The sequence below is a fragment of the Microbulbifer maximicatervae (SeqCode) genome, assembly GCF_052468295.1.
Genome location: NZ_CP174340.1, coordinates 883014 through 898818 on the forward strand (window position 1 = coordinate 883014; position 15805 = coordinate 898818).

The window sequence follows — 15805 nt, forward strand, 5'->3', positions numbered from 1 at the left end:
TCCAGCGGATCCCGTCAAGCTTCGTTTGTCGTGGCCGTTGTACCTGATGCTATGTGTGGTAGATGAGCAATGAGTATTACTACCTAGGCAGCAGCAAAGAATACAGTCGACTCTTGAAAAAATGATTTCACAAGTTTTCTATTTTTCTTGATGCTCTGCAAATCTGCATTTGCACGACTCAGTAGTGTCTCACCTTTTTTCAGCGGCCTCTTTGAAGTCCCTATATTTCTCATATGATTCCAGACCAACTCATCTGGATTTAGGTTTGGTGCATATGGCGGTAAGAACACCATTTCAAGCTTTCCATCCTGTGAATCGACATACTCCAATACCTTTTTCGATTTGTGTACTGGGTGCCCATCAACAATGAGAATCACTGGTCTTTTCTGACTTCTCTGGAAATTTTTGAAGCATTCTACGCACTTTTCTGCCGTGAACTTTCCACTATAAATATGATACCAGAAGCCACCTCTATTCGATAAAGCTGAGATCGCATTGATTGACTGTCTTTGACCACTCGTTTTTACCACTGGAGTTTTTCCTTTTTCTCCCCATGTCCTTTGGAGTGGATCGTCTGATCTGATACTAGCCTCGTCCAGCCAAAATATTTCTGCACCAGTTTTTTTCGCATAAGATTTAATCTTTGGATAGACTTCCTTTACCCATTTATTCACCGCCTTCTCATCTCTCTCGTAAGCTCTTCGTAGAGGCTTTTGTGGCGTCAGGCCCAGTCGATGTAGAAGTGTGCCGACACTAGAAACGCTAAGTTCAATTTTGAATCTCTCAAAAATCAAATCCGATACGATCTGACGTGTCCACAATCCGAAATCAAAGCCATATTGCCTTGGATCGCCACCAATAATCCATCGTTTGACTTCCTCTTCTTCAATAGCTGACAGTTTTCTACCGCGTCCAGGTCTAATTTTTGGAGATAGCGCTTCAATACCTTTCTCCCGAGCAGTCCTTAACCATGGGAAAATAGTTCTGCTCCCCAGCCCTAAGCTACGACTAACCTCCGCCGCAGATTCTCCATCAAATACTCGCTGAACAGCAATTTTACGTATGAGGTGCTGCTCCTCAGTACTAAGTTTTCTGGCATCGTATTTCATGCAGTTTATATTACCAGGGTGTACTGATTATTTCTGCCCCGCTAGTAATATACGAAAGTTTCCTGTAAGTGAAGTCTATAAAGAAAACATTGAAGAAATTCGTACATTGTACCCAGGCAAAAGTGAGTTTCGCGTGAGTCCGTACGAGTATGATGCCGGTAGCAAATTTTCAGGCTCTTCTGAAAATTGCATATGCTTTATTATATCTGGTAGCTGTGAATTAACATTTTCTAATATGGAACCAGTGGTTGTAAAACACGGAGATGTGTTCGAGTGGCCTCGTGGGCGGTATTGGGTTAAGGCTGATGATCCTGCCGGGGTAAAATATGTCAATGTGTGGAACTTGAAAGAGATAATTAAGCGAAGAGCTAAAAATACATAATAGTTATCGCGCCTGATGTTTTGGTCTACGCTCCGTTTTGTCATGGCTGCGCCACCTTACGTTAAAGTTCTAATAGTACCAAAATACTGCTGACTAAGCCGCTAAGTTTTATACACAAGTTTTTTCAGTTTTATTATAAAAATCAATGAGTTACAGTTTGTACGTTATAGGGGCTACAAATTTGGCTGGATAATTATGCAGGACTGGGTCAGGGACGAAGTGAAAAATCAGGTTATGGGTGATACACGATTGAATAAGCGCTTGTCCAATATTCTCAGTAATTTAAGTTCCGACCCAAAGGGTAGCATTCCCTGTGCAAACAAGTCTTGGGCAGAAACCTTTGCAGCCTATCGATTTATCGAAAATGATAAAGTCAGCTTTGACTCCATTATGAGTGGCCATAAATCAGCCACTCTTGAAAGAATCAAGGTTCAGCCAGTTGTTCTTATCCCTCAGGATACCACTTTCCTAAATTTTGCTACCGATTTAGAAAGCAAAGAAATGGGAACACTCCGACGCAAAGAGACTAATCAGCAGCTCCTACATACGTCTATCGCTATAACACCATCCAGAGATAATCTGGGCATTATTGAGGGTAGCATGTGGCAGCGAGATAAAGAATCTAGTGCTAATTCTCGCTATACCAAGTCGATACAAGATAAAGAGAGTCGACGCTGGTTAGACCATTATGAATCAGCTTGTGAGATACAAGAGCGCTGCCCTGAAACCACGATTGTGAGCATCGCGGATAGAGAGGGGGATATTCATGAGTGGTTTCAATTAGCTGAAGATCAAAATGAACAGCGGCGTGCAAGCTATATTGTTCGAGCCAAGGCTAATCGTAGTTTAGAGATCGAAGGAGAAGATACGACTTTACTTTGGGACTATATGACCAAGCAGAAGTCCATCGGGAAATACTCAGTAGGTATCCCCAAAAGGAATGGACAGCCAGAAAGGGAAGCTAAGGTCAGTGTATCCATTGCAGAAGTAAGATTGCAGGGAAAAGGAAAATCAAAGCGACCTCTTTCTCTCTACGCAGTCTTTGCTAAGGAATTAAGCCCACCAGAAGGGGAAAAAGGTATTGAATGGATGCTGCTGACCGATCTTGCAGTTGAGGACTTTAAGCAAGCGAGGATCATTATTGAGTGGTATCGAAGTCGATGGGAAATTGAAACCTATTTCCGAGTGGTGAAAGGCGGATGCCAGATAGAAAGTAATCGCTTTAGAACCGAGCAGCGAATGCTGAACTGTATTGCAATCTATATGATTATTGGGTGGCGTCTACACTCCATGACAACACGGGCACGAACGCTTCCTGATACGTCGTGTACGAAAGTCTACTCTGAAAAAGAGTGGCGTATGATATGGATAATGCAAGCTAAAACCTCCCCACCAAATGAAGCTCCAAGTATGAGAGCTATAACGCGTATGCTGGCAGGACTTGGAGGCTTTCTGGGGCGGAGCGGCGATGGTGAGCCTGGAGTTAAAACCGTTTGGCAGGGGTACACTAAACTTCTCCATTATATGGAGGCAGCAGAGGCTTTAAATGGACTTAAATGATGTGTATAAAACACAGCTAAGCCGTTATATGTATGAAGTTTGAAAGATTAGATAGTAAGTCAATATTAGTAGGCTGGGGAATGATAACGTCCTCATTAAACTAGAAGCATATCCAAAATGCCTAGAGGTAGGTGCCAATCTACAGGTTCGAGAAGGCTCAAGAGTAGTTGGTTATACTGAGATACAGGAAAAATATAATGAGTAATTACGTAAAGGCAGCTAACAATCACAGGCACGTTGCTACTTCCATTCGGACGGCCTAGGCTACCCTCTGGCTGCTCGTGTTGTGGCTTGGGATGATTAATATCATCTCGGGAATATCTCACTCGCGAGCGTAAACTAATCTTGTGTTAAATGGATAAAGATCTTGATATTTTTACAATTGAAAGGCCGCTTAAATTACATGAATTTTAACCAGTAGTGCTCTGCAGCTCAAAATATTATTGATAATTTTATGGTTTTTGAGTTTTATTTTAATTGTATCTAATAGAAATTTTTTTCATAGTTGGTAAGTTTAAATTCTTCAATTAATTTCTTTGCACCCATGCTATGAGTTATCTCTCGCCGATATACCAGACATATTTCATCTTTAAAGCCTGGTTGGTCTTTACTAACCCATTCGAGCTGATTTCTTCCATGTGTCTGTGCAACTCGACCAGGAATAATACCAACCCCAAATCCCTCTAATGTCATTTTTGTGATTAGCTCGTGACTTGAAGACCTTATATATTGCTTATATCTATTGCTTTCAGATATGGTTTTCAGCAGCCAGTTCGTCTGCATCAGTGCTGGATCATATATTAGTACGTCTCTAGATTGAATTTTCTTAGGATTATGCCAAAAACTAACCACATCGTGACAAAGGTGCTTGATTACTAAATCAGGATGAGATACAGGATTTACGACAATACCGATATCGATTTTCCAGCTGATCACGGCCTCTACAATCTCGCGAGAAAGTGCATGCTGGAAGCTCAATTCAATACCTGGGTTTTGTGCGATAAAAGCAGGAAGGCTATCAGGTAGCATATGTAGTGAAATCGAGCTGTGACATCCAATGGTGAAATGACCAACGGCCTCTTTATTTTCTCGCAGCGCAGAATACTTAACCTCATCCCAATCATCTAATAGCTGCTGAGCGCTCTTTAGCAGCCTAAGACCAGCACGTGAAAGCTGAACACCAGTTTTTTCTCGTATTATTATTTCAGTACCTAGCTGTCTTTCTAGCCTCTTGATAGCAGCACTCAGACTCGGCTGCCTAATCCCCAATCTTTCTGCTGCCCTGGATATGTTTTTTGTTTTTGCAACTTCAATAAAGTAATTAAGTTCATCAGCGTGCGGGAACATAGAGCCTAACTTATTTAGCGACTTAATTTAAAAGCAGCTATCGAGTCTACATCGACATACTCTTGGTTGCCATAGATATTGTCTATGGCAACCAGCGCCGACTTCTATTTTTCATGTTTTTATACTCATGTTAATTTCTTTACTCCCTATTTATTCAAAAAGTTTTGGAGTTAGAGTGTCTACGTCATCTCTCAGCTATCCCGTACCAGCGAATAGTAATGCAGTATCCTCTGAAGCTAATTTTAGTTTAGCTTTAACTTTTCCTTTGCAGACTTGGTATGAGTGGGGATATCTACACAACCCAATTCTCGCGAGTGACAAAGACATTTCCAGAGTTAAACGCTCCTATGCATTACTTCAAGATCAGATCGATGATACTGATAACCCCATTTATGGGCTACACACTAGCTATGGTGAGAATGAGCGAAATACCCTAGATCCAAATCAATGGAAAAATACCCAAGTCAACCTATTGGAATATTTACAAGTTGGTATCGGTACTCCTCTGCCGAAGTCGGTTGTCAGACGCGCTTTGAAACTACAAGCTCGGAAAACGGCCCATGGCTTATCTGGCATCCATCCTTCTACTTATCAAGCACTTCTTAACCTGGCAAACAGTGAAACTCTTCCCAGAGTTCCCCGAAAAGGTAGCTTGGGAGCCAGTGGTGACTTAATTTCTATGGCCCATGCCATATCTCCTCTATTCGAGGATGGACCAAAGGGCCCTCGCGACGTAATTGGTCTAGTAAATACCAATGCCATGATGGCTTCATGGGCTATCGAACATGATTATCAATTAAGGAAGGTATTAAGGGATTGTTTTAAATCTGTTGCGCTTATGTCCCTGGCGATAGGCACCGGAGATGAACATTTCTCGGAAGGTTTGCATTATGGGGAGGTACACACCAGCTACGCTCGGGCAGGTAACCTGCTGACACAACTACGACGTGACTATTTAAAATCGCCGAAGATTGTCGAAGGCAAGAAAACTTTGTTACAAGCTCGTTATTCTGTTCGCTGTGCTCCTCAGATACTTGGGCACTGCCTTGATTTATTGGATTACTCCGAAGCTAAAATTCGTTCCGAAGCTCTAGCTGTCGCTGACAACCCCCTAATTCTTGAGTCTGGTCCCTGGCATGGCGGACTCTTTTATGCGATTGGGCTGGCAGCTTCCGCTGAATTTATGCTGGAAATTATCCATCGTCTATCTGAAATGCTTGATCGACAAATATTGATTTTAATGGATCATCGCCTTAACGGAGGCTTGCCAGATAATTTAAGTGTTGAATCTTTCAATCACTGTAAAGGAATTCACCAGTTAACGTCGGCTTTGTTCCAGGAAATAAAGGCCAGGTCGACACCGGTGCGTCAGATGAGTTTCTCATGTGAAGGCAATAATCAGGACCTCGTGCCTTGTGGAATGGCCGCTCTTAACAATGTTAACGATCAGCTGGATACGTTAAAAGAAATTGTTCGCGCAGCAACTTTTTGTTCAGCTAGAGCCGCAATGATGCGCTCAACGGGTGGTTTACCCGAAGCATTAAAATTGTCGAACTGGTCACAATTCACAACAACTGAGATCGAGAGCATTTTATGAATTTTAACTATTTAACTGGTAATTTCGGGATTGAGATTCCAGCTAAAGAGCTGGCGGATTTGGATCAAAGTACAGGACTAACATTGCAAAACCTATGGCATGAGCATGAGCTATTGGTTATCAGGGATATGAACCTGGATACAAAAGCATTTGTCAATTTCTGCGGCTTATTTGGAGAACTTCAAAAAAATTATTTCTTCTTTCAAGGTCACTCTGAGGAGTACCCACAAGTTGCTAGGATTATCAAAGAGATCGGTGAAAAGAAAAATACTGGTGGGATCTGGCATCATGATCAGGGATATTATTCCAAGCCGGTAAAAGGTATAGCTTTGTATGGTATTGATATTCCCAACAGAGGAGGCGATACCCTTTTTACAAGTTCAACACTTGCTTACGAGAGCCTTTCAACTGCAATGCAGCAAGTAGTTAAATCCCTCAATGTGATACATACCACAGAGCTAATGCTCAAGAAACAACCATTATCAAAGTTAATGGAAAGTTCAGGTGAGAGTAGCTCTGGTATAGAGCGGGCACTAAAATTAATGCCACTGGAATCTGTAGTACACCCGGCAGTTTGTAGAAACCCTGTAACTGGTAAGCCTTTTCTCTACTTGAATCGGACTACGACCTCGCATTTTGATGGTATGACACTTGATGAAAGTTCGGGGCTGCTAAATTATCTATTTAAACACATCGAAAAACCTGAGTTTAATTGCCGAGTGCAATGGCGTCCCGGCACCCTAGTGCTTTGGAATAATCACCAAGTCTTACACTATGCAGTAAATGACTACAATCAACGACGGGAATTACACCGTGTGCATTTTTCTGCAGAACGACCAATTAAATATCTATAAATAGATTACTAGTGTATTTATGAACTATAGTGAACTACTGGCAGATTTTTTGCACCAAAATAGTCAGTCTAGAACTGAACAGCAGGCATTTAAAAATAATCAACTCAGGTGGCTGCTCAATGAGGCTTTTGCAAAGTCTAACTACTATCGTGAATTACTTGAACAAAACAAAGTTGATATAGAGGCAATTCAAAGCTATAAAGATTTACAACAACTGCCGATTATAAGCTCAGAAATATTTTTAAAGCCTATGCCGACAGTGAGTATGGCTTTTGACGATATCATACGCTACTGCCACACATCGGGTAGCACTGGTACTCCCAAACATGTACCTTATACCCGCAAAGATATTAATAATGCAATAATCTTACAAGCACGCAGTTTCCTATTTACAGGTGTCGAGCCGTCCCATAAGTGTTTGTGCGCAATGACTTATGGTCCCTGGCCCAGTGGTATGATTTGTCATGCTGCCGCAGAAATATTTGGCCTCACTATTCCTGCAGATTCATTTCTTGGGGTAGACCATCAGCTCCAGAGCCTTCAAAGGTATCAGCTGGATTATATGGTCTGCCTTCCTTCCTTATTACCTAGGCTCGAACGCCACTGTCTGGAGAAGGATATATCTCTAGCGTCCTTAAATATACGCAATATATTTATAGTGGGTGAACTATTCTCTGAAGAATTTCGGAGCCACTATGAGATTCTATTCAACGCCAGGTTGATTAATATGTATGCAAACACTGAGCTTGGGCTGATAGCAAGTGAATGCCAACATCATAATTTACATGTGTGGGAAGACTTCTTTCATGCAGAAGTTATTGACCCTGATACAGGAGAACCATGTGAAGATGGTGCGACTGGAGAATTAGTTATAACCGCTCTGCAACGTGAAGCCCTTCCACTGATTCGCTATAACACTCATGATCTGGTGGAGATGCACAAAGGCCCGTGCGAATGTGGCCACCCCGGAGCCTATTTGGGTCCCATCAAGGGGCGTATTGATAATATGTTCACAATCAATGGTGGGAATGTCTATCCAATTGCGCTAGAAAAAGCTATCACTGCCGTCGCGGGTCTTAGCTCATTTTACCATTGTATCATCGAAAAAGTTGATGGACACGATCACTTGGCATTTGAAATTGAAGCAAGAGAATCTGTCGATAATCGAGATAAAGATCATTTATCACGACAGTGTTATAAGAATCTCACCAGTTCAGATGTAACCCTTCGTATGATTTTCCTTGGACTCGAAGCGGCCTCAAGAATCACTATAGAAATTTTGCAACCTGGGGAAATAAGTAACAAATCTGGTAAAGTAAAAAAAATTATTGATCGCAGATAGGTATTCCGACTACTGAGCAAGGCTTGTAGGTGGTTATGAAGACTCCTGTTAGTTTAACTGATTGTGGTTGTGAGAGTTGTATTAATGTTTAGATTTTTATAGCTGGCCTATTGAGGGGTAAAAGGAATTCGTATCCCACTATGCCGATATCAAAAAAATAGCATTACCTTGAATGTTATTTGAATAGAATTAAATGGGAGATTTTAAAAGCATTAAAAGTCACTGTGAAAGAAGTATAAGTTCAATTAAAAAGGATGATTATGAAACTTGATGCGATTTGCAGCCAACTTAAACTCCCAGAGGGCGCACTTGACTATGCAGGGCTTCGCTTGGGGATAAATAGGGAAAAACATATAACACGTTATGATCTTGACAGAATTTCCTCTTTCTTAGAGGTACATGGAGGTTATTCTAAGGCTGGTCTAGAGGCAATAAGATATTTCTTCAATATTGGAGATGTATTTTGGGATAGGGTTAATGAAGCTAAACAAACAGACAACAGTGAGATAAAAAGTATTCGTATCTCAACCTCTGGGTTCTCTTATCGAGTAGCCGGTGTGAAATATTTTAAAGCAACAACAAATGACGGAAAGAGATTTACTTTAGAAGGAAGAGATGACCAGTGCGATGAATACCGAATTGGGGTGTACTGGCTTCCTTACGAAGCTAATAAAGTCACGCATACAAATCGCAGAGTTTATGAGTCTTTACCAGATGTCAACTTCTTTTTAACCATGGAGCTTTCCGGGTGCCGATTCACTATGACTGATCAATCTGTATGCCATGTTGCTTTCGATGTAGGAACGTCACTGTATCAAAATCCAACCTCTAACACGCGAAATGTTGCAGAGAATTCTGTGTTAACAAATAATAGTGATAAAAAATTGAAAATACGCAGATTATCTATAGGAGGAGATGATAACAATTCATATGGTTACGCTTACTTTGGTTATGAAAGAAATAGAGCTACAGTGATTGGTGTACGGCAACGTAATCAAAAATGGGTTTACAAAGCCTTTATCTACCATCGCGATTCACATTTGCCTCAAAATACTACTAAGGCCCTTGTACACATTCTTGATAACGTAAAATATTCAAGTAATAACTATTGGGCAGAAAACTTTTTATAAAGGGTATTTAATTAAGCAGTTCCTGCTCATTACCAAATACAGGTGCAGAGATGATTCAGAACAGCCAAAGACTGAAGGTAGAAGTTAGTTATGCGACAAGAATCACTTCTGTTGAATCTTTACTCTAATTTGGAATCAAGGAGTGTAAAATAATCAGAGTTTGTGTTCAGATTCTGGAAAACTTTGTTGTTGGATGGAAATAAGGCGATTGTGGCGTGAGGTGTTTGGAGTAGGGCTAGATTAGTGAGAGGAAGCGCCGAAAGTCGCCTTTGCTGTACACCCAAAATATATTGATTTGGAGCTTGTTAAGACCGAAAGTGTTTCGCCAAGACTATAGTTTACAGAGGCTTCTTTACGTCTATGAACTAAAAGTCTCGGATGCTGGACGAGCCCAACTCAAAATTAGAATCTAGCACTATGGCAGCAGGCGATCCGCGTTCCAGATCGCCTGGAGAAATACAAAAGTCTATAGGTGTTAGGCTGATACAGAGCTTTGAACACCCTTGCAGGTGTCTACAGTAACCTTTAGCTAATAACTCTTAAGAAAAGGTCACTGCACGCTCATTCAAATCATAATACTTGGTATTAACCTTAATCTTGACAGAGCTGCCAGTAGCGTCAAACCAGCCAAGGTACCCAGTAACCTCTAGGCTTTTATGGGTAGTGGCCATCGCCTCACGTAAACGCTGCGCCCAGGGCCTTAACCTCTCACCGTCATAACCTGACCCACAAGCACAGAGATGCAGGTCAACAAAACTACCAGGCAAACCTTCTTTAACCAGGGTAGCTGCTAGCTGCGTCGGAGTATAGGTTTTCCATTCTCCACCCTGCCACGACTCTACGCCCCTCTCGAAAACTTTGGTTTGTTTATTCTTACCGTTATTGCGCTGAGCACCAATTTGCTCGCCGTCACCAGCGCCAGTACCATGAGAAACAATATAAAGAGTATCACCAGATTTGAGGCTACTGAGACACTTATCTATCCAGCGGTACATAGACTTACCAATACCGGATGTCACCTTGTTGGCAAGAATATGATTCTTCGGAATACTCCATGCGCTCGCCATATTCTCCGCAAACTCTAGCATTTCTTCACTGTTTACGGGGAGGTAAATATACTTTGCCATTTTTACACCTTGTTATTATCACAATACGAAAATTATAACACTAAGCGCCTTTCAGAAAGAATTATTAAGGACATCCAAAGATTAGAGAGAAGTAACAGCATTGGACAGGCATCGGTCATGAAGGCTCTCCATCCCCGATTTGGAGGTTAGGGCCGTGAAATGCCGGGAAGCGGCCCCATATTCGCTTTGAACTTTAAGGTCCAAGCTACCAGCACCGATAACGGTCAAACTTTGATCATTTAAGAAAGCGAGCATGTCGGTTGTAAATAGACGGGTAGGGGAATACTTGAGGGGTGGTGCCGTGGTCACAGTCGTAATGTTGGGGGTTAAGGAGAGCCAAGTGATGATAAGTTTCAGCGAACTCAAGTCACTCCTAATTCATGGTAAAGAAGTTTATGTATGAATCAAAAGTCGCCGAAAGATAAATCCTGAATCAACCTAGAGAGCGGAACAACTCTGAGCTTCGATAGTAAAAAGTCAGATTTTGAACAAGAGTATTTTTGCCCTGTTAAAGTAGATGACTTTAGATAGAGGCGGCGCGTTAGCGAGATATATAACCCTTTGCTGATAAGAAGGTCGTTCAGAGATATTGCATCAAGAGAATTCTGGGGGGTTCACGGTAGGGTTTTAGTAAATCATATTTATTTGCATAACCACCTAGCGCTCTGCAAGATTCTTTTCATTTGTCAATAGGACTGGCGGCTTATACTTTATATTCATAGGTAACTGATGTCCTTAGCGCGTATTTAGTTAAGAGTAGAATCGAATTATTAGGCAAAGCTTGTGAAGGAATATGCTTAGTTGTAGTCGCATGCGACAAATTGCAGCGGTATAGCAGACATATAGCTGGTCCGCCCGTTAAGTACTTGCACCTTGTCTATATTACGAACTGCCTACCTGTTCATTTAGAAAGGATTAACAATTTTGTGATCCACTTAATATGTGGCCGGGTGAGGATTTGGTATGACTGGAGGTTGGTTGCGACACTGGCTATCTATCAAAGTTTCTATTTCACTGCCGGTAGATGATTGTGGGGGATGCCAATGGGATTTCTGATTTTATGTCTGGCAACATTATGTAAGCACGGACCAAAGGATTTTCCCAATCTGCTTTTGAGAGTCATATTTTCATTTAGCTTAGCTGTGGGTGTCACATCAAACGCGCAGGAATCCAGCTCCTCAGAACTGGTGGGCGATAAGTTATCTACTGTTGACTACTTGAGGAAGGAGTTAAAAAGCAGCCAGAATTTAGTTTGGATCGGGCATACAGTCCCCGATACTGATTCTGTTAGCGGGAGCTTACTAGCAGCCTTTATTTATGGTGGTAAGCCTGGGACACCCAGTAAAGTTAATCCTGAAACTCGTTTTGCAATTGATCAATGTGGTGCTGATGAGCCAAAAATAATCGAAGATTTCTCTGGAAAGACTGTTGGCTTAGTTGATTTTAATCAAAGCACACAATTGCCAAGTGGAATTGACCCAGACTCGATTGTAGCAATAATCGACCATCATGCGATTGGTGGATCACCAATTAATATTCCGAATGTAATTAGTATAGAGATAAGGCCCTGGGGATCGACCGCCACGATTTTGACTGACCATGCACGCATGTTTGACATTGAATTGCCGACATATCTGGCTTGTATGGGGTTGGCCGCAGTTCTTTCGGATACGGTTAACCTGACATCACCTACCACAACTGAATACGACAGAGCTTATGTTCAAATGCTGGCCAAGAGAGCTGGCATAGATGATATCGATAAATTCGCAGAGCGTATGTTGATGGCAAAATCTGATTTGGGTGGTTTTTCGGCCAGGGATATTATTTTACTTGACTATAAGGATTTTGAATTTGGGGGAAAAGAAGTTGGTATCGGTGTTGCTGAAACGCTGATGGCCCAGCCGTTGATTAATAGGAGATACGAACTGAAGTCTGCTATGGGCGAGATAAAGAAAGAGAAAGGCATCGATCATTTGATCTTCGCAATCGTTGACACTCGTGAAAATCGATCTTACATGCTTTGGAGTGATGACCAAGATAAGGCTGTTGTTATCTCGGCATTTGGAGATCATGTAGTCGATGACATGGTTGTTGCTGAGGGGATGATCTCACGGAAGCGCCAAATTGGTCCTGCGATTCAACGAGTCCTAGAGAAGTAAAAGGGAGATAAGAGAAATGAGAGTGGCTGGGCCTGTGTCAGTTGCGCGGCTTCACTACTATCCCTCCTATAAAAAATTATCATTCGCGCGTAGGTAAAGAGAAAACTAGCGAGATGAACTATATTTATTTGACAGGGACTTCAGCTTCTCGGCTGTCTCAAAATCGGAACTAAACCATATCTGTAATGGATAGGACTCAAGAATAACCACATCTTTTACCTTTCCTAATTCTTCCAGACGCTGTACTTCCTGTAAAACTGGATCAGGTGTATTTAGACTGCCTCTCACCATTATACGCTGCCATTCGGGTTCATCATCTGCCATCATTCCACATGCACTTAGAAAAAATATTAAAGAAATTAGCGTTCTCATAATTCTAAAAAAGGCGCCCAAGGGCGCCTTATCCTAAGCTTGGGTGAAGTAATTTTACTTTATGGGTAATTCTCAATCCAATCCTGCAAAGTGTTATAGACGGAGCTGGTTATACGCGTTCCACAGTTTTGCGAGGATGATCCAGTTGTGTGGACTCCGCGAACACTGTTGGACGTGTCTTTAATCCCACTGCCACTCTGACCGCCAGCTGTATCTAATGTGTAACACACTCTGTATGTACTTGAAGATGTGCTACCGGAATCTGTCCACATAGTAGCAAATGGCTTATCTCCTGGGTATCCAGTAACACTATGAGTGCCGCCAGAATAGACACCCCATCCGGAATATCCATTGTGTGGTGGTTCCGCTAACACAATAATTGCATAGTCATAGTTCGTATCTGAATTATTATGCCAAGCACTGGTAGTCACAGCATTTGTCCAGGATTCACTCCCCCAGGGCTCATAATTACCAGATTGAGCCACTGTAAAATCAAGAGAACTATACCAGTTGCCGGAGCCATCAGAAACACAATGTCCTGCCGTTAGCACATGCTTTGCGGTAATCAATGTACCGGTACAGCCTACATCAATGCGGCCATTGTACCAGTGAGGATTTTGCACGGTATTAGTAATTTGAACTCTGTCGTCGGTACCAATTACAACTGTGGGGAGCAGTTGTTCCTCACCACGAATCATGGTGGGCGCCTGTCCTTTTGATGAATAAATCCTTGAATCCAAACCATGAGATTCAATAATTGCTATCGCTTGCTCCAATAGCGATAAGGATTCTTGATCTACTTCTGCAGTATATTGCCTACCGTCTGGAGTAACCGAAACAGCACTTAAAGAAGCGGTGCGTTCCATTAACGTATATTCTTTACTTACTGCGGCATCATTGACTACCGGTTGTTTTGCAACATTATGACCGCTTATAAAACTTGCGGTTTGGTCTATCTCAACAAAGTTATAAAGGGGGGCTGCATGGGATGCCCCTGAGAGCACTACCAATGAAAGAAAAATATGACTTCTGTTCATATCTGATCCCTCTAAATTAATAGGTTTTAAGTAGTGGTACAGCCATTTTTGTTTTCGCACTTAATTTATGTGCGGGCGCATAATATAGTACCGCCGTACATGTTTACAACTCGATGATAGTTAATTAGAAAATAACCGGCGCCAGTTTTTATGCGAGAGAAAGCAGGAAATATTTGTCTAAAAGATTACCTAATTACCACTTATGCTAAGCCAATTTTTAGCAACCTTTCTGGCATCGGTGGTGTCCGAAGAGAGACGTAAATCAATCTTGGAATGAGTGCCGACAAATCAAACCTCCGATTAAAGCGATATTGAAATTCTGCCAAATAGCGCTGTGCATATTTCGGCCTAATAGCATGGTAAGTGCTACGTAGCGCACTCTTTAAATTACCAAGTACTGTATTTACCCAATAGAACTCAGGCTCTTCAACAGAAGCTCGGCCACCACCACAAACAATTTTGTCATGTACACAACCGGCCTCCTTAATGGCATTGAAGCATGGAAGACCATCTGAGATGACTGTGCTGCCACTGCAAAGGTACTTTTTACTCCAGGTTGAAATTTCACTGCTTTTGAAGCCCTTGATAATTGAGAGCTTAATACGGGTTGGGCGTCCCTCCTTGGTTGTTTCAACGGCCGCCACAAAGGGAGTTTTACCCTTGGCTCCGCGCCCGGGCTTGCATCCAGTACGCTCACCACCGAGATAGGCATCATCTAGTTCAATAAAACCGGACAGTTTGTATCGTTGGTCTCGCTCCATCATCACTTGCATGAGTTTCTGCTTCATACGCCATGCTGCGTTGTAAGAGATACCTAGATGTCGAGATAGCTCCATAGAGGAAATGCCCTTCTTATCCTGAGTAATCAGGAAAATACCGAGAAACCAGGTGGTGAGGGGGAGCTTCGTGGAGTCAAAAATTGTACGAGAGGTAATCGATGTCTGACGCCGACAATGGTTACATTGCTTAAGCTTGCGATAAGCGAGGTCGCAATGCTTGTCATGCCCGCAGTGAGGACAACAAAAGCCATTGGGCCAACGCCACTGCGACAGTGCATCGAAGCACTGTTCCTCGCTGCCGTACATTTTGAGGAATTGGGTCAAACTAATACCCTTCTGAAACTGTACCTTGTTGCGAGCCATGGCGTATTCCCTTGCAGATCAACGAGATAGCTGTATTTATATACAGTTACGCATAACTTAGCAAGAGTGGTAATTAGGAAAGATTATATTAATTGCTTTAGGTGTTGAGGGTTTTGTGGTTGCTAATATTTGTTAAAGTATTGAGTGAATAAGCTAAGATTTTTTAGTATGCGAATATTAAATTAATTGGTTCATAGTGAGGTCTATGTCATTTATCCAATGTTTCTCGCAGCTGAAGATTATCACTTGCTCAGCTTATGGTTGCATATGATCTTGGTTATTATTTAAATATGGAATGTTTATGTAAGAGGTATAGAGGTCATAAGTGTAGGAACCAACAAGATAAATAAACTGTTATAGAAGTGCTATTTTCTAAATCAGCTGCGGCGGCAGATACCCGTTAAAATCGTGAAGAACCTTGATGGCTATAAATGGTAGAGGGCGATAATCAAAATAAAGGTTTTTGTGGCGCTGGGCACTAGATATTCAATCATCCTCAAAGGAAATAACTGTTTGGCACTCATATATTTTGTAGCGTCAGAGGAATCTGTGAAGTGTTCGAAATAGGTGTTCCAACTATTTAAAATAGCAGAATCTTTAGAGCTACTAGTTGGAATCAAAGCTAATTGGTAGTAAAGCGATAAAGG

At 41.8% G+C, this 15805-nt stretch carries 13 protein-coding genes; 7 read left to right on the forward strand and 6 right to left on the reverse strand.

Going from position 1 to position 15805, the window contains the following annotated elements:
• Positions 1–83: 83 nt before the first annotated feature.
• Positions 84–1109, reverse strand: coding sequence for an IS630 family transposase (locus ACJJIQ_RS04300; RefSeq protein WP_445362554.1), 1026 nt, complete (start codon positions 1107–1109; stop codon positions 84–86).
• On the opposite strand from ACJJIQ_RS04300, the gene ACJJIQ_RS04305 reads away from it, so the two are divergent.
• Together ACJJIQ_RS04305 and ACJJIQ_RS04310 are read left to right on the forward strand one after the other, a co-directional pair.
• Positions 1108–1491: a hypothetical protein gene (locus ACJJIQ_RS04305; RefSeq protein WP_445363801.1), complete on the forward strand. Its 384-nt coding sequence runs from the start codon at positions 1108–1110 to the stop codon at positions 1489–1491. The genes ACJJIQ_RS04300 and ACJJIQ_RS04305 overlap by 2 nt on opposite strands.
• Before the next feature lie 195 nt (positions 1492–1686).
• Positions 1687–3051 (forward strand): IS4 family transposase, encoded by a 1365-nt coding sequence (locus ACJJIQ_RS04310; protein ID WP_445363802.1) that lies wholly within the window; start codon positions 1687–1689, stop codon positions 3049–3051.
• A gap of 483 nt (positions 3052–3534) precedes the next feature.
• Here the strand turns inward: ACJJIQ_RS04310 and ACJJIQ_RS04315 are convergent, their stop codons facing one another.
• Positions 3535–4398, reverse strand: a complete 864-nt coding sequence (locus ACJJIQ_RS04315) for a LysR family transcriptional regulator (RefSeq protein ID WP_413662648.1) — start codon at positions 4396–4398, stop codon at positions 3535–3537.
• A gap of 127 nt (positions 4399–4525) precedes the next feature.
• On the opposite strand from ACJJIQ_RS04315, the gene ACJJIQ_RS04320 reads away from it, so the two are divergent.
• From ACJJIQ_RS04320 to ACJJIQ_RS04335, 4 genes are all read left to right on the forward strand, one after another.
• Positions 4526–5995, forward strand: coding sequence for an aromatic amino acid lyase (locus ACJJIQ_RS04320; RefSeq protein ID WP_445363803.1), 1470 nt, complete (start codon positions 4526–4528; stop codon positions 5993–5995).
• Positions 5992–6849 (forward strand): TauD/TfdA dioxygenase family protein, encoded by an 858-nt coding sequence (locus ACJJIQ_RS04325; protein ID WP_444941278.1) that lies wholly within the window; start codon positions 5992–5994, stop codon positions 6847–6849. The genes ACJJIQ_RS04320 and ACJJIQ_RS04325 overlap by 4 nt, the downstream gene beginning before the upstream one ends.
• A gap of 19 nt (positions 6850–6868) precedes the next feature.
• Complete coding sequence (locus ACJJIQ_RS04330) at positions 6869–8191, forward strand: phenylacetate--CoA ligase family protein (protein WP_445363804.1); 1323 nt, start codon at positions 6869–6871, stop codon at positions 8189–8191.
• Between the two features lie 260 nt (positions 8192–8451).
• Positions 8452–9321: a hypothetical protein gene (locus ACJJIQ_RS04335; RefSeq protein WP_445363805.1), complete on the forward strand. Its 870-nt coding sequence runs from the start codon at positions 8452–8454 to the stop codon at positions 9319–9321.
• Positions 9322–9860: 539 nt separating this feature from the next.
• Here the strand turns inward: ACJJIQ_RS04335 and ACJJIQ_RS04340 are convergent.
• Positions 9861–10448: a hypothetical protein gene (locus ACJJIQ_RS04340; protein WP_413662643.1), complete on the reverse strand. Its 588-nt coding sequence runs from the start codon at positions 10446–10448 to the stop codon at positions 9861–9863.
• 1043 nt (positions 10449–11491) lie between these two features.
• Here ACJJIQ_RS04340 and ACJJIQ_RS04345 point away from each other — a divergent pair.
• Complete coding sequence (locus ACJJIQ_RS04345; protein ID WP_445363806.1) at positions 11492–12607, forward strand: manganese-dependent inorganic pyrophosphatase; 1116 nt, start codon at positions 11492–11494, stop codon at positions 12605–12607.
• Positions 12608–12712: 105 nt separating this feature from the next.
• Here ACJJIQ_RS04345 and ACJJIQ_RS04350 read toward each other — a convergent pair whose 3' ends face one another.
• The 3 genes from ACJJIQ_RS04350 to ACJJIQ_RS04360 form a co-directional block, all read right to left on the reverse strand.
• A complete protein-coding gene (locus ACJJIQ_RS04350; protein ID WP_413662641.1) occupies positions 12713–12934 on the reverse strand; it encodes a hypothetical protein in 222 nt (73 codons plus the stop codon).
• Between the two features lie 104 nt (positions 12935–13038).
• Complete coding sequence (locus tag ACJJIQ_RS04355; protein WP_445363807.1) at positions 13039–14016, reverse strand: trypsin-like serine peptidase; 978 nt, start codon at positions 14014–14016, stop codon at positions 13039–13041.
• A 200-nt stretch (positions 14017–14216) separates the two neighbouring features.
• Positions 14217–15158, reverse strand: a complete 942-nt coding sequence (locus ACJJIQ_RS04360; protein WP_445363808.1) for an IS1595 family transposase — start codon at positions 15156–15158, stop codon at positions 14217–14219.
• Positions 15159–15805: the final 647 nt, after the last annotated feature.